Consider the following 19,756-nt stretch of genomic DNA (forward strand, 5'->3'; position numbering starts at 1 on the left):
TCGGCCGACAGCACGCACGACGAAGGGCCCGGAGCGGAATGCTCCGGGCCCTTCGTGTGGAACCGTGTCGACCCTGAGGTCGATCAGGGGTTCGCGTCAGCGGATGCTTACGCGAGCACCTTGGTGACGGTGCCGGCGCCGACGGTGCGGCCACCCTCACGGATGGCGTAACCGAGGCCGACCTCCATGGCGATGGGCTGGATCAGCTCAACCGTCATGTCGGTGGTGTCGCCGGGCATGACCATCTCGGTGCCCTCGGGCAGCGTGATGACGCCGGTGACGTCGGTGGTGCGGAAGTAGAACTGCGGACGGTAGTTCGCGTAGAACGGGTTGTGACGCCCACCCTCATCCTTGGACAGGATGTACGCGGTGCCCTCGAAGTTCGTGTGCGGCGTGACCGAACCCGGCTTGACGACGACCTGGCCGCGCTCGACGTCTTCACGCTTCGTGCCACGGAGCAGGAGACCACAGTTCTCGCCGGCCCATGCCTCGTCGAGCTGCTTGTGGAACATCTCGATACCCGTGACGATCGTCTTCTGCGTCGGGCGGATGCCGACGATCTCGACCTCGGAGTTGATCGCGAGCGTGCCACGCTCGGCGCGGCCCGTGACGACGGTTCCACGACCGGTGATCGTGAAGACGTCCTCGATCGGCATGAGGAAGGGCTTGTCCTTGTCGCGCACGGGGTCGGGGACGTTGGCGTCCACGGCGTCCATGAGGTCGAGGATGCTCTGCACCCACTTCTCGTCGCCCTCGAGCGCCTTGAGGCCCGAGACGCGGACGACCGGTGCGTCCTCAGCGAAGCCCTGCGAGGCGAGGAGCTCGGAGACCTCGAGCTCGACGAGCTCCAGGATCTCCTCGTCGTCGACCATGTCGGACTTGTTCAGCGCGACGAGCAGGTAGGGGACGCCGACCTGCTTGGCGAGCAGCACGTGCTCACGCGTCTGAGCCATCGGGCCGTCAGTGGCGGCGACGACCAGGATCGCGCCGTCCATCTGCGCAGCACCGGTGATCATGTTCTTGATGTAGTCGGCGTGACCGGGGGCGTCGACGTGCGCGTAGTGGCGCTTCGGGGTCTCGTACTCGACGTGCGAGATGTTGATCGTGATACCACGCTGACGCTCTTCCGGCGCGGAGTCGATCGACGCGAAGTCGCGCTGCACGTTGGTCGCGGACGGGAACTTGTCCGCCAGGACCTTCGAGATCGCCGCGGTGAGCGTGGTCTTGCCGTGGTCGACGTGACCGATCGTACCGATGTTGACGTGCGGCTTGGTCCGCTCGAACTTGGCCTTTGCCACTGTGAGTCCTCCTCAGGACGTTGTGCGGGACGCCGGGCACCATTCGATGCCCGACGCACTGCAGGGATGTGTATTCATGTTACGCGATCCGGCCGGGTGTTCGCACACCCGGCCGGACCGCGGTGAAGAGAGAGTGAGTGACTACTCGCCCTTGTTCTTCTGGATGATCTCGTCGGCGACAGCCTTCGGGACCTCCGCGTAGCTCTCGAACGTCATCGAGTACACGGCACGACCGGAGGTCTTCGACCGGAGGTCGCCGATGTAGCCGAACATCTCGGAGAGCGGCACGTTGGCACGGATGACCTTGACGCCGGTGGCGTCGTCCATGGACTGGATCTGCCCACGGCGCGAGTTGAGGTCTCCGATGACGTCGCCCATGTACTCCTCGGGAGTACGCACCTCGACCGCCATGAGCGGCTCGAGGAGGACGGGGTTGGCACGCGAGTAGGCCTCCTTGAGACCCATCGAGCCGGCGATCTTGAACGCCATCTCCGAGGAGTCGACGTCGTGCGCCGCACCATCGGTGATGATCGCCTTGACACCCACGACCGGGTAGCCGGCGAGGCCACCGACCTGCAGGGCGTCCTGGAAACCGGCGTCGATCGACGGGATGTACTCGCGCGGGATGCGACCACCGGTCACGGCGTTCACGAACTCGTAGGTCGTCTCCGGAGTGACGTCCATCGGCTCCAGATCGAACTGGATCTTCGCGAACTGACCCGAACCACCGGTCTGCTTCTTGTGCGTGTAGCCGTACTTCTCGACCTTGCGCTTGATGGTCTCGCGGTACGCGACCTGCGGCTTGCCGACGTTGGCCTCGACGTTGAACTCGCGCTTCATGCGGTCGACGAGGATGTCGAGGTGGAGCTCGCCCATGCCCTTGATGACCGTCTGGCCGGTCTCGGTGTTCTGCTCGGTGCGGAACGTCGGGTCCTCTTCGGCCAGCTTCTGGATCGCGGTGCCCAGCTTCTCCTGGTCGGCCTTGGTCTTCGGCTCGATCGCGACCTCGATGACGGGCTCCGGGAAGCTCATCGACTCGAGGACGACCTGGTGCTGCGGGTCGGACAGGGTGTCACCGGTGGTGGTGTCCTTCAGGCCGATGACCGCGTAGATGTGACCGGCGGTGACGAAGTCGACCGGGTTCTCCTTGTTGGCGTGCATCTGGAAGATCTTCCCGATGCGCTCCTTCTTGCCCTTGGTCGAGTTGATGATCTGCGCACCGGAGTCGAGACGACCCGAGTAGACGCGGACGTACGTCAGGCGACCGAAGAACGGGTGCACCGCGACCTTGAACGCGAGCGCGGTGAAGGGCTCGGTCGAGTCGGGGTGACGCTCCACGACCTTCTCCTCGTCGCGCGCGTCGTGGGCCTCGATGGCCGGGACGTCGAGCGGGGAGGGGAGGTAGTCGATGACCGCGTCGAGCATCGGCTGGACGCCGCGGTTCTTGAACGCGGAGCCGCAGAGGACCGGGTACATCGTGCTCGTGATGGTGAGGTGACGGATCGCGGCCTTGATCTCCGCGACGGTCAGCTCTTCGCCACCGAAGTACTTCTCCATGAGTGCGTCGTCGGTCTCGGCGACGGCCTCGAGGAGCGCGGTGCGGTACTCGGCCGCCTTCTCCTTGAGGTCTTCCGGGATCTCCTCGATGGCGTACTTGGCGCCCATCTCGACGTCACCCTTGGCGTCTCCACGCCAGGTCAGCGCACGCATCTCGACGAGGTCGACGACGCCCTCGAAGTTGGACTCGGCACCGATCGGCAGCTGGATGACCAGCGGCTTCGCGCCGAGACGGCTGATGATCGTGTCGACGGTGAAGTAGAAGTCGGCGCCGAGCTTGTCCATCTTGTTGACGAAGCAGATGCGCGGGACGTCGTACTTGTCGGCCTGACGCCAGACGGTCTCGGACTGGGGCTCAACGCCCTCCTTGCCGTCGAACACCGCGACCGCGCCGTCGAGGACGCGGAGCGAACGCTCGACCTCGACCGTGAAGTCGACGTGGCCGGGGGTGTCGATGATGTTGATCTGGTTCTTGTTCCAGAAGCAGGTCGTCGCGGCGGACGTGATGGTGATGCCGCGCTCCTGCTCCTGCGCCATCCAGTCCATCGTCGACGCACCGTCGTGGGTCTCGCCGATCTTGTGGTTGACGCCCGTGTAGAACAGGATGCGCTCGGTGGTGGTGGTCTTGCCGGCATCGATGTGGGCCATGATGCCGATGTTGCGGACCTTGTTCAGGTCGGTGAGCACGTCTTGTGCCACGGGGTCCTCCGGGGATAGGTAGGGGTGAGCTGATTCACTCAGGTGTGCGAGGGCGGACGGATCGTCCGCCCTCGCATCGGGCGGCGACTACCAGCGGTAGTGCGCGAACGCCTTGTTCGACTCGGCCATCTTGTGCGTGTCTTCACGACGCTTGACGGCTGCACCGAGACCGTTCGATGCGTCGAGGATCTCGTTCTGGAGACGCTCGGTCATCGTCTTCTCACGGCGGCCCTTCGCGTAGCTCACGAGCCAGCGCAGGGCGAGGGTGTTGGCGCGGTGAGGCTTGACCTCGACCGGCACCTGGTAGGTGGAACCACCGACGCGGCGCGAACGCACCTCGAGGGTCGGGCGGACGTTGTCGAGCGCCTTCTTGAGCGTGACGACGGCGTCGCCCTGGTTCTTGGCGGTGACGCCTTCGAGTGCGTCGTAGACGATGCGCTCAGCGAGGCCCTTCTTGCCGTCCAGCAGGATCTTGTTGACGAGCTGGCTGACGATGGGGGCGCCGTAGACGGGATCGGCGACGACGGGACGCTTCGGAGCTGGACCCTTGCGAGGCATTACTTCTTCTCCATCTTCGCGCCGTAGCGGCTGCGAGCCTGCTTGCGGTTCTTGACGGCCTGCGTGTCGAGGGCGCCACGGACGATCTTGTAACGGACACCCGGGAGATCCTTCACACGACCACCACGGACCAGGACCAGCGAGTGCTCCTGGAGGTTGTGGCCCTCACCGGGGATGTACGCGGTGACCTCGGTGCCGTTGCGCAGCTTCACGCGGGCGACCTTGCGCATCGCCGAGTTCGGCTTCTTCGGGGTGGTGGTGTACACGCGGGTGCACACGCCGGCCTGCTGGGGGTTGCTCTTCAGGGCGGGCGCCTTGGTCTTGACGACCTTGGGGCTGCGGCCCTTCCGAACCAACTGCTGAATGGTTGGCACTACTTGCTCCTTGATGATGACTGCACGGTGACAGTGGTACTGCAGCATTCGTGGACCGGTCTCCCGGACCACGAGGTCGTATGGACCCACCGGTGACGCGCGAGTGCGCGTCACTGAAGTGGTGGGTATGCCGTGGGGGCGATCTGCAACCGGGACCAGCCCGGCGGGGATCAACCCGATGGTGCAAGACTGCTGTCCGCTCCCCCGAGCCAGGCTCCGGAGAACGTGGACAGCACGAGAGCGCACGACAGCGCGCACACCCAAACAAGACTAGCCCGCGGAGGGCCTGTGGTCAAACGACGACGACCCCTGGGAGCAGTGCTCCCAGGGGTCGTCCAGGTGTGGGTCTAGGGGAAGGGGACGAACGTCGCGCCCTCGTCGGTGAAGCCCTCGACCGTGCCGCCGACGATGAAGTCGACCGGGTTGATGCTGTAGCCCGGGCCGGTCTGGCCGGTGGCCGGGTCGGTCAGCGTGCACGTCATCGACATGCGCCCGACGGTCTCGGAGTCGACGGCCCAGCCGCCGCCCGAGAACTCGCCGACCGTGAAGGTCGGGCGCGTGTCGAACTTCCAGGTCACGCCGGACGGCGTGAAGCCGGTGTCGTTGCGGATCTCGAAGGGGCACCCCTCGGGGGCGAGCTCCGTCGCGGCGCCGCAGCCGTCGATGTACGCGTTGACGGCCTCCTCGACGGCGGTCGTCCCGGCGTCGGTGAGGGCGACGGCGAGCGTCGCGGGTTCCGCGGCCTGCCCGAAGCCCACGGCCGTCGTGGTGGTCGCCTCGGCGGTGTACCAGTCGCTCTCGCTGAGGGCGACGTCGTAGGTGCCGGGGAGTGCACGCAGCTGGTACGACCCCTCGGCGATCGGCTCGACGTCGGTGAGGTCGACACCGCCGACCGTCGCCACCGCGTCCTCAGGGGCGACCACGTCGACCTGGACCGTGCTGAGTTCCGGAGCCTCGAGCTTCCACTTGTCGAAGAGCACGGCGTCCTTGCCGACCTTGGTGAGCGTGAACTCCTGGTCGACGCTCTCGCCACCCTGGGTGAGGCGGGCTTGGACGGTCGCGGTGTTCCCGTTGGTCGTGGTCTTCCCGATCGTATAGCCGGAGACCTTGCCGGACGCGGCCTTGTACGCGTCGTCCGTCAGGAGCACGTCGGCCGCCGACACCTCGGTGCCGGAGAGCTTGAGCGCCTGTTCGGCGTCACCCGACTTGAGGGCGTCGAGGTAGCTCTCGACCGTCACCTGCGGGGCGTGGAGCGCATTGCCGACGGTGACACCGACGACGCCACCCACGATGATGAGGAGGAGGGCGCTGCCGCCGGCGATGATGCCGGTGAGCCCCTTCTTCGAGAGTTTCTTCTTCGGCGGCTGCTGGCCGCCGCCATACCCGCCGGCGCCCTGCGCGTAGGGCGCCTGGCCGTACTGCTCGGTGGGCTGCTGACCGTACTGTCCCGTGGGCTGCTGGCCGTACTGACCAGTGCCCTGCTGACCGAACTGCTCGGTCGGCTGCTGGCCGTACTGCGCCGTCTGACCGTACTGACCGGTCTGCTGGCTGTACTGGTCGGACTGCTGGCCGTACTGGCCCGTCTGCTGGCTGTGCTGGCCGGACGACTGCTCACCGTACTGGCCGGACTGCTGCCCGTACTGCCCGGACGGCTGGGTCGGCGACTGCCCGTACGGCGACTGCTGTCCGTACTGGCCCGTCTGCTGCTGGCCCGAACCCGACTGCTGCGGGCCGTTGCCCTGCCATCCCTGCTGCGGGTCGGGCTGGGCGGGCGGTCGCTGCCACTGGGGCTGCTGCGGGTTCTGATCTCCGGGATCGGTCATGGTGTTGCGCCCCCAATGAGCATGGATCGTGCTGATGACAAGTGCTCGAAAGTATAGTGACGGGTGTCGGACAGCACGATGGGGAGATCTCCCCTCCTGCGTCCGGGTGAGCCCCGACGACTACCAGGGCGAGGTGGGGGAATCGAGCTCGAGCGCGAGGTCGTCGAGGAGTGCGGCGACCTGCGGTTCGACGTACCGTTCGACGGCGTCGTGGATGGCGAGCCGGTGCCCGACGAGGAGTTCGCAGATGCGGCGCCCGGTCTCGTTCGCGCATTGGTCGGCGAGGGCGATCTCGGTGCGCAGCGCCTCCTTCGCGTCGTCGGACAACGGCGGGGGTGGTGGAACGGTCCTCGCCTGGGACTCGCCGAGCTCCGCGAGGGTGAAGAGGTAGGGCTGCTCGGGATCCGGATCGGGGTCGAGCTGCAGCCCGTCGAACTCCGGGTCGAGCCCCTCCCCCGGACGGTAGGAACGCTGCGCCTCGCGCAGGTCGGCAGCACGCAGTTCGGCACGGAGGACGGGGAGGTTCCGCTCGGTGTACTCCGCCACCGCGTGGTCGACGAGGGCCTTCATCCGGGTGGCGAGGCCGTGCTGCACCTGGTGCGGCACGTCGTCGACGAGGCCTGCTGCGCGGAGGATCGGAGATCCGATGCACCGGCGGCAGATCCGGGTGCGTCCACGGTGTGCGGCGGGGTGCCAGCGCGGCAACCACCGGAGCCAGGCGTCGACGGCCTGGCTCACACTGGTCTCGAGCGAGCGCTCCATACTCACCGAGGGTAGTGCCTCGGTGGCCGCATCGACCTCAGCGACCTCCGGTGGCGCGCTGCTCGCGTGTTGCTCGCCGTGCGAGCGAACCGGACGGCTGCAGTCGACTCACGAGACCGCGTTTCGCTCGGTAGCGGAACCGGCTCCGCTGGCGGGCGAACCAGCCGAGCGCTCCCTGCGCCCGTGACGCCTCGGCCTCCGACCGCTGCCACAGCTCGTCGGCCGTCGTGTCGTCCACGTCACGACCGGAGAAGACCACGTCGTCGGTCGTCCCCGCGAGCGCGGTGAGCGTGGTCGCGCCCTCCGGTTCCTGGGCTCCGAGCACGGACGCCGTGGTCGACCGCGTCGCGGCCGCAGGCACCGTGTACCCGAGCTCGGCGTAGCGGTCGATCAGCTCGTCCCACGCACCGGCCGCACTGCGGTCACCGCCGCCCGCGCGGCGACGCTTCGTCCGCCGACGCTTCGCACCCGAGATGGCGAGGAGCGGGATGAAATACAGCGACACCGGGACACCCACGATCAGCGCGAGCCACCACACCCATTCCGGGATCACGAGCCCGTCGTTCTTGTCCTTGTCGTCGCCGTCGTCGATCGAGGCCTCGGTGAGGAGGCTGTCGTCGAGGTTGTCGCTGCGCGGCGGCTGACGCACCTGCGGCTGCGGCTCGGTCTTCGGCTTCGGGTCCTGGTCCTGCGGGATCTCGGTCTCATCGGGGGTCGGCGAGAACGCGACCCAGCCGTAGCCCTCGAAGGGCACCTCGACCCACGCCGTCACGTCGTCCCCGACGACCTGCACAGAACCCTGGCCCTCCGTCACCTCCGGCGCGAAGCCCATGACGACCCGCGCGGGGTAGCCGAGCGATCGGGCCATGAGGGCGAACGCCGAGGCGTACTGCTCCTCGTCACCGACCATCGGTGTGCGGGTGAACAGCTCCGACATCCGGTCGGCACCGTGACCGGCGCGCGACGGAGAGCTGTCCGAGGCGAGCCCGTGGCTGAGGAACCCGGTGGTGCGGAGCGTCTGCTCGATCCGCCGCAGCTGGGCCATGGGGGTCGTCTCGGCGCCGACGAACTCCGAGGCCTTCGCGACCACGATGTCCGGGATGTTCGTGACGGGCGGCAGCTCGACCGCTGCGGTCGGCGTCGTCGCGAGGGCCGTGTCGCTCGGGACCGCCTGCGTCGTGGTCCGCTCCTCGTAGTCGTCGCCCGTGCCGATGCCCGAGGTGATGACGGCCGCGCCACTCTCGGCGTTGTAGCGGATGTCCTCGGATCGCTCCGCCGCCTTGCCGTCGAGGGTGAGCGCGCTCGGGTACCCGACGCTGGGCACCCAGATGTCGTCGTAGCCGGTGACGTCGATGGACACCCGCCGGTCGCTCCCCGGTGTCATGAGCTGGGGTGCGGGAAGGTGGTCGCCGACGAGCTCGAAGGCACCGGAACCGTCGGTCGCCGTGGAGGGCCCGGAGACGGTCCACAGACGGCCGTCGTAGCTGTCCATGGCCGCCAGACGGATCCGATCCCCCGGCTCGAGGCCGGTCGCGGTGAACAGCTTCGTCTCGGCGAGGTCCTTCGTGTACTCGCGGAACCCGGCGAGCGGGCTCGGATACTCCAGGGGGTCGAACGGCGGGGTGACGACCTCGCGGAGGACGAACCGTGAGTCCGTGGGAGGCGAGGCGACGACGGCCGCACCGCCGCCGACGACGACCGCGACCGCGGCGAGAACGGCCGTGCCGATGATCTTCTTGCGCCGGAGGACGGCGGTGGTCGACGCCGCCGCGTTCTCGCCACGACCGGCACCCGGCCGCCAGCCGAGCCAGAGGAGGGCGATGAGCGCGAACGCGATCCCGCGGACGGCCGCCAGGAAGGGCGTCTGCGTGCCGAGGAGGACGCCGAGGGCGTAGAGCACGGTCGGGCCGACGAGCACGATCGCGCAGCGCACGGCGACCTGCGGACGGCGCGGCAGCCAGCGGACGGCGAGCACGGCGGAGACGACGCCGACGAGCAGCCCTGCGACGTAGGGCAGGGTCATGATGTACGCGGGCGCGCTCAGCGGGGTCTGCAGGGTGACGAAGTCCTTCCACCCGAACACCGCGCCGACGCTGATCCCGCCCAGGGTCCGCAGGTTCGGGAGGACCGCGAACGTCGCCACGGACGGCATCGCCAGGGCGCTGCCGAAGACGTAGAAGACGAGGACGGTCGAGAGGCCGGTCAGGAGGGCGTTCAGCCGGAGGGCGTGGGAGGCGACGCCCACCGCCATGCCGAGCGCGAGGCCTCCGAGGCCCGCGAGGAGGAACCCGGTGCCGCTGAGCGCCGCTCCGAAGCCGAGCAGGCCGAGGGCCGCGAGGACGAAGACGACCGCGAGGTCGATCCAGGAACGGCCGGGCAACGGCCAGGGCGCGGTGAAGGTCGGGACGATGCCCTGGACGTCGACGTCCGCCGCCGAGCCGGGAACGCGCCCGGGGCGCACCGTCGTGCGCTCGTCGACCCCGCTCACAGGGCCCTCGACATGACCTTGGCGAGGTCGCTCAGCGCCCCGACCGTCATGACGTTCATCCCGGCGACGTCCTTGATGCTGGCCCGAGCGCCGCGCTCGACGCGGATGCCGAACACGTTGACGTCGGGACCGAAGAGACGCTGGATCCCCCGGTACTCCTGTGCCTCGAGTCGCGAACCGGCGACGATGATGACGACGCTCGGTGCCGGCAGGCGCTTCGTGGTCTCCCGGGCGAAGGTGCGCGGGGTGTCGAAGGTGCCCTCGGCGAGCTGCAGCCGGCAGCTGTCGTCGAGGAAGGAGGTCACGGTGTGGGTCCGCAGCGCGAGCCGGTCGGTCACGACGCTGATCGGCACCTGGTCGAGGATCACCTGGGTGGCGATGGACGCGGTGAGCGACACCGCCAACTCGAACTCGTCCTCGTCCTCGGCGTAGTAGCGGGAGTCGGTCGTCATCACCATGGTGAGCTGCGACCGCCGCGTCTCCTCGAACTGCCGGACCATGAGCTGGCCGGTCTTCGCGGACGACTTCCAGTGGATGTAACGGCGGTCGTCGCCGGCGACGTATCCACGGAGGGCGTGGAAGGAGATGTCGTTGTTGGTGATGGTCTTCGTGACGAGGCCCTCGAGGTCGCGGATGAGACCGGCGGCCGTCGGGTGGAGGCGCGTGGTCTCGGGATGCACGAAGAGCTCGACCGGCTCCGTCCAACGCACCTCGCGACGCAGCAGACCGAGCTGGTCGCCGCGGACCGAGAGGGCGGGCCCGGCGGGGATCACGGCTCGCCGGTTCGTCGGTACGGCGAACAATTCCTCGTGCTCGCCGTCCTTCGGGATGGCCGGGATCGCGAACTCCGCCAGGCCGTAGCCCACGGGGACCTCGAGGCGCGTGGGCGTCGTGGCGCGGTTGCCGGGGTTGGCGATGAGGACCTGCCCGATCGCGCGCTCGCCGACGGTGACCCGGCTGGGGTTCAAGTGGATGGAGATGCGGAAGGTCGACCGTCCGAAAAGGTAGGCGACGGAGGCGAGCAACGCGGCCAGCGGCACGAAGCCGAGGAAGACGAGCTCCGCCCAGCCCAGGATGAAGCCGGCGACGGTCGCGATGACGCCGATCGCGAGCACGACCCAGCCGAGGCCGCTGACCACAGCGAGGACGGGCTGCGCTGCCGTCCAGGCGACCCGGGCCCAGGGCACGACGACGGCACCGACACCGTCGAGCGCGCCGCGGAACGGGTTCGGCCGTCGGGCCGGGACCGGCGCACCGTCGACGTGCGCATCGGGGCCGTCCGGGCTCGTCTCGGCAGGCGCGCCGACCGTCGCCGTGCGGACCGGGTCGGATCCGTCCGGCGCGGCGGCGGCGCGCTGCTCGAGGGTCTCGCTCATGCTGCGCGGTACGCCGGCGGAGCGATGCTGACGAGGACCCGGGCCACGACGTCCTGCGCTGTGACGCCCGCGAAGTCGGACTCCGGGTCGATGATGATGCGGTGCGCGAGGACGGCCTGCGCGAGGTCGTTGACGTCGTCGGGGGTGACGTAGGTGCGCCCCTGCGAGATGGCCCACGTCTTGACGGCGCGCACGAGCGCGAGGGCACCGCGCATGCTGACGCCGAGGGCGACGTCTTGGTCGTCCCGCGTGGCCGCCACGACGTCCGCGACGTACTCGAGGATGCTGCCGTCGACGTGCACCTCGGTCGCGAGCTGCGCCATCGTGATGACGGCGTCGGAGCCGATGATCGGCTGCACCTTCGTCGCGCGGGCCCGGTTGGAGGCGTCGAGCAGCAGGTTCACCGAGGTCTGGCGGTCGGGGTAGCCGAGCGTCGTCTTGATGAGGAACCGGTCGAGCTGCGCCTCGGGCAGCTTGTAGGTGCCGGCCTGCTCGATCGGGTTCTGCGTCGCGATGACCATGAACGGTTTGCCGGCCTCGTAGCTCGTGCCGTCGATCGTGACGATGCCCTCTTCCATGACCTCGAGGAGCGCCGACTGCGTCTTCGGCGAGGCACGGTTGATCTCGTCCGCGAGCACGATCGAGGCGAAGATCGGTCCCTTGTGGAACTCGAAGACGCCCTTGCCCTGGTCGTAGATGGTCACACCCGTGACGTCGGACGGCAGGAGGTCCGGCGTGAACTGGATGCGCGAGCTCGTGCCGTCGAGCGTGTTCGCGAGGGCCTTCGCGAGCACGGTCTTGCCGGTGCCCGGGTAGTCCTCGAGGAGCACGTGGCCCTCCGAGAGCATGGCCGTGACGACGAGCTTGATGACGTGCTCCTTGCCGAGGATGGCCTGCTCGACGTTGCCGACGAGCTTGCCGAAAGCATCGGCGAACCAGGTGGCCTGTTCCTGCGTGACAGTCATGGGTGTGCTCTCCGTGAAGTGAAGGTCGTTGTGGTTCTAGAGGTTGTTCCAGGCCGAGCCGGACATCGAGCCGATGGTGAACGTCTCACCGGTGGCGTTGTTCCGGAACGTCGCGGCGATGGTCTCGCCGCCGGTCATGACGCCGAGATGGTTGTGGTGCGTGAAGCTCCCGTTACCACCGACGGTCACGTTCATGGACGTGCCGATCGCGCGTCCATCGCGGGTGATGTCCACGGTGTAATTGCCCTGGGGCACGTTCTGGTAGTTCACACCGACGTCGTAGCAGCCGGTGCCGCCACTCTGACAGGCATGCGCGCCCCCGGACTTGAACAGGGAGCCGCTGGGCTTCGGCGGCGGCGGATCCTTGACCGTGGCCTCCGCCGGTCCGCCCTCCGGGCCGGTTCCGCCGGGCCCGGTCGCGGACACGTACACCTGATAGGTGCCCGCGCCGATGCCGCCGACGGAATCGCTGGTGCTCCCCGTCGTCCCCGTCTTCACGGTGCTCGAACCGCTCATGATCCGCCAGCTGTAGCTCGTGACCTGTCCACCGTCATCCGCTGGCCTCGCCCACTGCATGGTGAGGGTCGCCGGGGCATCTCCGGATGCCCGTAGCGACACGTTCTGCGGCGCGGTCGGGACGCCGTAGGCGGTGGCCGTGACCGTCTCGGAGTCCGCGCTGTTGCCGACGGCATTGTGCGCGTAGGCGGAGAAGGTGTAGCTCTGCCCGTTCGTGACATCGAAGCTGCAGTCGTTCCCCGGGGCGCACTGCTTCTCCCCGCCGCCGCTCCACTTCACCGCGTGGTACTCGATGGGCGCGCCGTTGCTCGCGGGCGAACCGCCGACGACGACGGTGATCTTGCCGCTCTTCGCGCTCTTCAGACTGAGCGACGGCGGATCGGGGACGTCCTTCACGATGACGGTGATGCGGCCCTGCACTCGTCGGTTGGGGTCGTTCGTCGCGTCCTGGATCGTGTAGATGACGCTCACGGTCCCGCTCTTGGACGAACCGGGCGTGACGGTGACCGAGCTCCCGGACACCGTGGCCGTCGCTCCACCAGCCGGGGCGCTCTCGACCGTGGCGTCGAGGATCTTGAGCGGCGTGTCGGGGAACGGGTTGTAGTCGTTGGCGAGCACGTTGATCGACTCGGCCTTGTTCTTGCGGCCCTCTTCCACGCGGTCGTCGATGGCGCGCGGGAGCGGCCTCGTCGACGACACGACGCGGACGTTGACGGACCCCGGGACGGAATACTCCTTGTAGTTCACGGTGAAGGTGAGCGTCGCCGAGGTGCCGGGCTGGGTGCCCTGCGGGGCGGAGATCGTCACCTGCGAGCCCGACAGGTTCCCCTGGACGCCCGCTGTGGTCCCGCCGAAGCCCTGGTAGGTGAGGGCTGCGAGGATCTTCGGGTTCGGGTGGTCGCTCGACGCCCGCAGGTCGACCGTGATGGGTGCCTCTCCGGCCTCGATCGTCACCGTCGGCGGCGTGAACGTCGGCGGGACGTCCTCGAGGTCGGGGTCACCCACCGTGATCGGCAGGGTGAGCAGTTTGCTGTCCCGGCCGTCGGTCGCCTCGAAACTCACCGACGCCGGTCCGCGGTAGTCCTTGGCCGGGGTGAAGGTGATCGTGGCGTCGTCGACGTAGCTCGACGTGCCGTTGCTCCGGAAGTTCACGACACTGCCCTCGGAGGCGATGGTGACGGGCTTCCCGGACGGCGCCTCGGTGATCTCCGAGAGCTTCCAGGTCCGCGTCTCGTTGACCTTGACGATCTGCTCGGGCAGAGGACTCTTGATCCGCGGCGGCTCACCGTCGGTCGCCGCCGGCACGATGATGAACGCCGCGCCGCTCAGCTGGGTGACGGGATCCGTCAACCGATAGGCGATCGCCTGGCGTCGGTCGGTGAGGGTGACCCGGATGGTGCCACCGTCGCGCACCTCGCCGGACGGGGCGTTCGCACCCTCGAGGCTCGGCTGCAGGTCGTCCACGAGCCCCCCGGGGTTCTGCGCACCGTCGAGCACGTCGATGTCGACGGTCTTCTTCCCGACGATGTCGGCGTCCTCGAGGACGTGGTCGTCGGCCTCGGGGAATTGGGGCTTCGCGTCCTTCGTGACCTTGACCTGGATGTAGGCGCTGTCGATCCCGCCCTTGCCGTTGGTGATCTGGTATCGGACGGTGAAGAAGGCCTCCTCGTCCGGCACCTCGATCACGACGCGGCTCTTGCTGACCTCGGCGGTGAGGCCGTCGTCCACCGAGAGCAGCTTCGGTTCGAGCTTGAGCTTGTAGCCGTTCGGATCGGAGTCGTTGGAGAGCACCGGCACGGAGGCGACCTTGCCCGGGAGGACCTCGATGTAGTCGTCGACCGCGTTCGGTTGCCCGTCGACCTCGGGACGCCCGATGACGCCGATCTTGATCGTGCCCACTGCGACCGCGCCGTAGGTGTCCTTGACCCGGTACTGGAAGGTGTCGGTGCCGGAGGAGTCCGGGGCCGCCTCGTAGACGAACCAGGTGCTCCCCTGCTCGATGACGCGACCGAGGAGGGGCGCGGAGGCGATGTCGTCGAGGACCACCGAGTCGCCGTTCGGATCCAGACCGTCGAGCGGGACGTCCACGCGGACCGTCGCACCGGCGAACACCCGGGAGGTGAGCAGCTGCGGGACGGGCGGTTGGTTGTTCTTCTTGTCCTCGCCGACCACGTTGAAGGTCACCGTGGCCGTGTCGGCCTCGCCGAAGGTGTCGTACACGCGGTAGGTGGCGGTGTAGGTGCCGGGCTCGGTCGGCGCCTGGAACCGCACCTCGTCGTCGTCGACGAAGGCCAGGCCGGCGGTCGGCACGTCGACCAGCTCGCGGTCGACCAGCATCACGGCCGCGTCGGGGTGGTAGTCGTTGTCGAGCACGGCGACGTTCGCGATGTCGCCGGCGCGCACCACGACGGCGTCGTCGCTCGCGACCGGCGCCTGGTGCTTCGGGAGCGGCGGCACCGGGACGATGGTGACCGCCGCCGTCGCCGAGGAGGTCCCGTCGGAGACCGTGTAGGTGAACTGCAGTTGTCCCTCGAGCGGTGCCGAGGAGGAGACGCGCACCACGGCACTGTCGAGGACCTCGACGGAGAGGGAAGCGGACTCGTCCGGCACGTCGACGGACTGGAGCGCCAACACCTGACCGCCCGGCGACTCGTCGTTCGCGAGGACCGGGATCGTGATCGTCTCGTTCGGTCGCAGGTAGCCCTCGTCCTTCACGGCGACCGGAGGCTGCACGTCGGTGGGCTTCTCCAGCACGTCGACGCGGATGAGCCCGATGCTCGAGGCGATACCGGCACCGAGCGTGTACTTCAGGTAGTAGGTGCCCGGCTCGTTCGACGAGACGGTGACCGACTGCTTCTCGAGACTCGGCGACGACACGAGTCCGCCCTGCAGGGCTTCGACACCGATGAGACCGAGGGGCGCACCGCTCGGTGACTGGTCGTTCGCGAGTGGCAGGACCTGTGCGGACTCGCCGACGAAGGTCGAGACGAAGTCCGGTGTACCGATGGGGCTGAGGGCTCCGGCGGGTTGCACGTCGACCTTGAGCGTCCCCTCGGCCGAGGTGACGCCGTCGGACACGACGAATTTGACGTCGCGCGGGCCCATCTCGGGCGAGGCGTGCGTGAACGTCACGAAGCCGTCCGGGGTGAAGCGGACGAGGTCGCCGGACGCCGGCGAGGCCGACTGGAGGAAGATGTCGTCACCGTCGGGATCGCGCCAGTCGGCGAGCACGTTGTAGGTGACCGTCTGGCCGGCCTCGACCGACACGGCGGCCTCGCGGTGCGAGGTCGGCGGCTCGTTGACCTCGGGCGGTTTGATGGCGATGCTCACGTTCGCCTCGGCCACGCCACCCGGCCGTCCATCGTTGACCGAGTACCGGAACGACGTCGTCCCGGCCACGAAGCCCTCGGCGGGCGTGAACTGCAATGCCCGCTTGCCGTCGATGTACTCCAGCTTGCCGGTCTCGGGACCGATGTCGCCGAAGTTCTGAATGGTCAGGACGTCGCCGTCCGCGTCGGAGTCGTTGTCGAGGAGCGGGAGGACCGTCGCGCGGCCCGGGCGGACGCCGAACGCGTCGTCGCGGGCGATCGGCGGCCGGTTCTCCTCGGTCCGCTCGGCCAGGGTGTCCTCGAAGGACTGCTCTGACGCCTTCTCGTCGCCGTCCTCGCCGTCCTCCTCCTGCGGGGGCGTCACCTCGTCCCAGTTGTCGACGAGGCGCATGTTCGCCTGCACGAGCCAGGAGTTGCCGGTCTGGACGTTGTTGAGCGCGATCACCGAGCGGTTCACCCGGAAGACGAGCTGCTGCCCGACGGTCTCCGGGTTGATGTCGGCGATGACCGGCTTCTTGTCGGCGCACTCGGCGGCATACCGGCTGGAGGAGGCCCACGCACCGTGCATGCAGCCGTCGAGGTTGACCGGGGCCGTGACCTCGGCCGCACTCGTCGCCTCGGTGACGACGTCCGCGTCGAGCACCTCCGGGTCGCCGCCACCGAGCGGGATGCGCACGAGGGAGTCGCCGGTCGCAATGACGGCCGCGTCGTCGGAGGCCGACGGCTCCTGGATCTTCAAGGGCTTGCCGGGCAGCTCGACGATGGAGCCGTCCTGCTTCACGAGGTCGCCGGACTTCAGGTCGAGGATGACCGCCTGCTCACCGGCCGCACTGAGCTGGTACTCGTCGAGCTTCGGGAGCTTCGACTCGGTCTTCGTGCCGTCGGGCAGGATGCGGTAGAGGATCCCCTTCGCCGGTGCCACCGCGAGGATGGTGCCCGTCGAGGTGACGACCGCCTGACCGGCCTTGCCGATGGAGACGATCGGTTTCGTCTCCGTGGGGTCGAACCGGAGTTCTCCGGCGGCGTCGACGGACCAAAGCTTGCCGGTCTCCCCCGCCACGACCGAGAGTCGGTCGCCGCCGTAGTGCACCGTCGCGCCGGTCGGCAGCGAGACGCGCTGGATGAGACTCGTGAACGCCGGGTCGATGCGCTCGAGCGAGGAGAGCGCCTTGTCCTGGAGGAAGACGTCGTCGCCGTCCTGCAGCACGTCGGCGTTGTTGGAGGCCGTCGAGACCGCTCCGTCGAGTTCGGAGATCTGGTCGTTGAGGCGCCCGGCGAGCAGGGATTCACCGTTGGTGACCCAGACGTCGCGGGACTCGAGGTCGACCTCGGTGACGGGGAAGCCCTGGTGGATGAGTGCAGCGGTCACCGGTACGGCGACGAGGACCGACAGTGCCGTGATGGAGGCCGCGGTCTTGCGCTTGCGCAGCCAGGCGCTCCAGTTGCTCACGATCCCCCAGGTGATGTTCGGTCAAGGCACGGTCCACGCACCGCGCTGCAAACGCGGAGTCACTCTAACAAACAAGTGCCGTCTGGAAAACGGTTGCGGGGGTCAACCTCAGGCTGGTCGTCCCCCGTCGACGGCCGCCTGGTCGGCATGGTCGAGGAGCGGCAGGTCGCTGGCGTCGACGAGCCTGGTCGAGACGGCGTACTCGACCAGTCGTGCGCGACGTCCGGTCGCGAGCTTGCCTGGTCCGCCGCGCAGCCCCTGCACCCCGAACTTGTCGAGCTTGTCGCAGACGTTGTCGAGCTTGCGGTTGAAGGTGGTCTGGCTCCAGCCGAGGCGGGCGGCGGCGGCCGCAGACGCCGGGATCTCACCGCGGCCGGGCGACGCCTGACGCAGGACGTCCTCGGCCAGGGCGACGATGAGGAGGCGCTGGCTGCTCGTCAGGTGGATCGGACCGACGGTCGTGGTCCCGGCGGTGGTCGTCGAGAGCTGCGACGGACTGAAGTACTCGAGATCCGAGGTGATCGTGAAGTCGTAGGTCGTCGTCCCCGCACTGAACAGCACCTGCAGCTCGGGGAACACGATCGGGAGCCGCGCGCCGGGCGCGAGCCACGCCTGCACGTTGCCGGTCGTGTCCGTCACCGTCGCGGAGAGGGTGTTCCCGATGTTCGTGAGCCACCAGAGCCCGGCGTCGAAGGTGACACTGAGGAAGGTGCGGTGCAGGAAGGGGTTCTCGTCGACGACGAGGTCGCCCTCGCGCCCGATCAGGAACGGCTTGCGTGCGTCCACGGCGTACTCCTCGCCGCAGAACTCGACGCGCACCGCCGTCTTCGTCGTCGTCGTGTCCGTCGCCTCGTCCATGCTCATCGCCCAGTCCCCCTGATATCTGTCATCGTGTCGCTCCCCGTGCGTCCGTCCCGCTACTGCTGCGAGCACATCTCGAGTGGATCGGGCGAGGTGACGCCGCCCCGGACGATCACCACCTCGATGCACAATTGCGCGCCCGGAGCACTCGGCTTCAGATCGACCGCGTACGTCGAGGTCGGTACCTTCGGCGAGTTCTTGCCGCTGCTCGTCACCTGGTAGATGTACGAGTCGCCGTCCTGCGGATCCGGGTTGTCCCAGATGAACGTGACGACGCTGCCGTCCTCGCTGATGTTCACCCCGAACGGCTTCGGCGAGGGGACGTCGCTCAGTTGGATCGGCGCCCCGGTCGCGGCGGCGGTCGGCTTCGGATCGGCGGCCGCGCCCTGCCAGATGATGCCGGCGGCGATCCCACCGACCGCGAGCACCGCGACGCCGCCCACGACGAGGAGGCGGGTCAGTCGGCGACGTCCGCCTCGTCCGTCCGTACCGGCATCGGGGTCCTCCGTCGGACCTGCGGCGGCGGTCTCGAGGCGGTCGCGGCGGATCGTCTCGGAAGGCGCCGAGGCCGCTCCGACGGTGATCGGCGCCGACGGTTGGATTGGCTGCACGAGCGGTCCCGCCGAGCGGACCACCGTCTCGTCGCCGATCGACGGCTGCACACTCGGCACGCCGGGACGTGGCTGGGCCTCGACCGTCGGAACCTGTCGGACCCGCGTCTCGTCCGACGCGCTGCTGGACGTGTCCGGCCGGGGGGTCTGCGACTGCGGCTGCACGAGGTTCGGGATGTCGATGGGTGTCGGCGCGTACGCCAGCTCCATCTCGACGCGCTGCAACGCCCGCGCGAAGTCGACGGCGCTCTCGAAACGGTTGCCGCGGTCCTTCGCGAGGCCCTTCTGCAGCGTCGCGACGAGGGAAGCCGGTGCGTCGTCGCGCCCGAGCGGCGTGACGGTCCCGCGCTCGATCCGGCTGATGAGGTCGGCCGCTCCGTTCGACTGCCCGGGGATCTCGAACGGCGTCCGTCCGGCGAGGAGCGTGTAGACCGTCGCTGCCAGGGAGAACACGTCGGACCGCACGTCCGGATGTGGCTCGTCCTCGAACATCTCGGGCGGCGACCAGGGGATGGAGAGACCGACCGTCTGCGTGCCCGAGGCACCGGTGGAACCGACGTCGCCAGGGCGCCCGGGGCCGGCGTTCGTCGGAACCTCGAGTTCGACGGCCTGCGAGATGCCGAAGTCGGTCAGCGCCGGCCAGCCGTACGCGTTGGTGAGCACGTTGGCCGGTTTGATGTCGCGGTGGAGGATGCCGGCCGCGTGGGCGGTCGCCACCGCACTGGCCAGGCGGACGCCGGTGCGCAGCGCATCGGCGACGGCGAACCGCCGCAGCTTCGCCTGCTCGGCGAGGCTCGGCCCCGCGCAGTACTCCATCGCGAGGTATGGTCGTCCGTCCGGGGCGACGTCCGCCGTGTAGATCGTGACGATGTAGGGGTGCGCGGAGAGCTGCGCCATGAGGTTCGCTTCGGCGACGAAGGCCTCACGGGTCTGCTCGCTGAGGTGCTCGGCGAGGAGCACCTTGACGGCGACCTGACGCCTCGGCAACTGCTGCTCGTACAGGAAGACGTCGGAGAACCCGCCTGCTCCGAGCTGTCGTTCGAACCGCAGCCCGGGGATGGCCGGCGGTTGCGAGGGTGAACGGCGCAC

At 68.6% G+C, this 19,756-nt stretch carries 12 protein-coding genes; all 12 read right to left on the bottom strand.

Annotated features, from left to right (window positions below; translation table 11 throughout):
* Nucleotides 1-107: 107 nt before the first annotated feature.
* Entirely contained in the window at nucleotides 108-1,298 is a 1,191-nt protein-coding gene (gene tuf / locus QRN44_RS03175; RefSeq protein ID WP_064296705.1) for an elongation factor Tu, read from the bottom strand.
* Between the two features lie 141 nt (nucleotides 1,299-1,439).
* Nucleotides 1,440-3,554: an elongation factor G gene (fusA, locus tag QRN44_RS03180; protein ID WP_064296706.1), complete on the bottom strand. Its 2,115-nt coding sequence runs from the start codon at nucleotides 3,552-3,554 to the stop codon at nucleotides 1,440-1,442.
* 87 nt (nucleotides 3,555-3,641) lie between these two features.
* Nucleotides 3,642-4,112 (bottom strand): 30S ribosomal protein S7, encoded by a 471-nt coding sequence (gene rpsG / locus QRN44_RS03185; RefSeq protein WP_064296707.1) that lies wholly within the window; start codon nucleotides 4,110-4,112, stop codon nucleotides 3,642-3,644.
* Entirely contained in the window at nucleotides 4,112-4,486 is a 375-nt protein-coding gene (gene rpsL / locus QRN44_RS03190) for a 30S ribosomal protein S12 (RefSeq protein ID WP_056008169.1), read from the bottom strand. The genes rpsG and rpsL overlap by 1 nt, the downstream gene beginning before the upstream one ends.
* A gap of 347 nt (nucleotides 4,487-4,833) precedes the next feature.
* Complete coding sequence (locus tag QRN44_RS03195; RefSeq protein WP_175116272.1) at nucleotides 4,834-6,309, bottom strand: zinc ribbon domain-containing protein; 1,476 nt, start codon at nucleotides 6,307-6,309, stop codon at nucleotides 4,834-4,836.
* A 120-nt stretch (nucleotides 6,310-6,429) separates the two neighbouring features.
* Nucleotides 6,430-7,071 (bottom strand): hypothetical protein, encoded by a 642-nt coding sequence (locus QRN44_RS03200; RefSeq protein ID WP_064296709.1) that lies wholly within the window; start codon nucleotides 7,069-7,071, stop codon nucleotides 6,430-6,432.
* 37 nt (nucleotides 7,072-7,108) lie between these two features.
* Entirely contained in the window at nucleotides 7,109-9,559 is a 2,451-nt protein-coding gene (locus QRN44_RS03205) for a transglutaminase domain-containing protein (protein WP_285038241.1), read from the bottom strand.
* Nucleotides 9,556-10,935 (bottom strand): DUF58 domain-containing protein, encoded by a 1,380-nt coding sequence (locus QRN44_RS03210; protein WP_285038242.1) that lies wholly within the window; start codon nucleotides 10,933-10,935, stop codon nucleotides 9,556-9,558. The genes QRN44_RS03205 and QRN44_RS03210 overlap by 4 nt, the downstream gene beginning before the upstream one ends.
* Complete coding sequence (locus QRN44_RS03215) at nucleotides 10,932-11,900, bottom strand: AAA family ATPase (RefSeq protein ID WP_064296711.1); 969 nt, start codon at nucleotides 11,898-11,900, stop codon at nucleotides 10,932-10,934. Before QRN44_RS03215 ends, QRN44_RS03210 begins: the two co-directional genes overlap by 4 nt.
* Before the next feature lie 36 nt (nucleotides 11,901-11,936).
* Nucleotides 11,937-17,195, bottom strand: coding sequence for an Ig-like domain-containing protein (locus QRN44_RS03220; protein ID WP_285038243.1), 5,259 nt, complete (start codon nucleotides 17,193-17,195; stop codon nucleotides 11,937-11,939).
* 108 nt (nucleotides 17,196-17,303) lie between these two features.
* On the bottom strand, nucleotides 17,304-18,059 hold the full coding sequence (locus QRN44_RS03225; RefSeq protein ID WP_285038244.1) for a hypothetical protein: 756 nt from the start codon (nucleotides 18,057-18,059) through the stop codon (nucleotides 17,304-17,306).
* Nucleotides 18,060-18,112: 53 nt separating this feature from the next.
* Nucleotides 18,113-19,756, bottom strand: a complete 1,644-nt coding sequence (locus QRN44_RS03230; RefSeq protein WP_285038245.1) for a serine/threonine-protein kinase — start codon at nucleotides 19,754-19,756, stop codon at nucleotides 18,113-18,115.

Origin of the sequence: Plantibacter sp. lyk4-40-MEA-4 (assembly GCF_030209415.1) — a bacterium.
Taxonomy (GTDB): Bacteria; Actinomycetota; Actinomycetes; order Actinomycetales; family Microbacteriaceae; genus Plantibacter; species Plantibacter flavus_A.

Coding starts and splice junctions, on each gene's coding strand:
- rpsG (WP_064296707.1), bottom strand. CDS start 4,112: ATGCCTCGCAAGGGTCCAGCTCCGAAGCGTCCCGTCGTCGCCGATCCC.
- QRN44_RS03195 (WP_175116272.1), bottom strand. CDS start 6,309: ATGACCGATCCCGGAGATCAGAACCCGCAGCAGCCCCAGTGGCAGCGA.
- QRN44_RS03200 (WP_064296709.1), bottom strand. CDS start 7,071: ATGGAGCGCTCGCTCGAGACCAGTGTGAGCCAGGCCGTCGACGCCTGG.
- QRN44_RS03210 (WP_285038242.1), bottom strand. CDS start 10,935: ATGAGCGAGACCCTCGAGCAGCGCGCCGCCGCCGCGCCGGACGGATCC.
- QRN44_RS03215 (WP_064296711.1), bottom strand. CDS start 11,900: ATGACTGTCACGCAGGAACAGGCCACCTGGTTCGCCGATGCTTTCGGC.
- QRN44_RS03225 (WP_285038244.1), bottom strand. CDS start 18,059: ATGAGCATGGACGAGGCGACGGACACGACGACGACGAAGACGGCGGTG.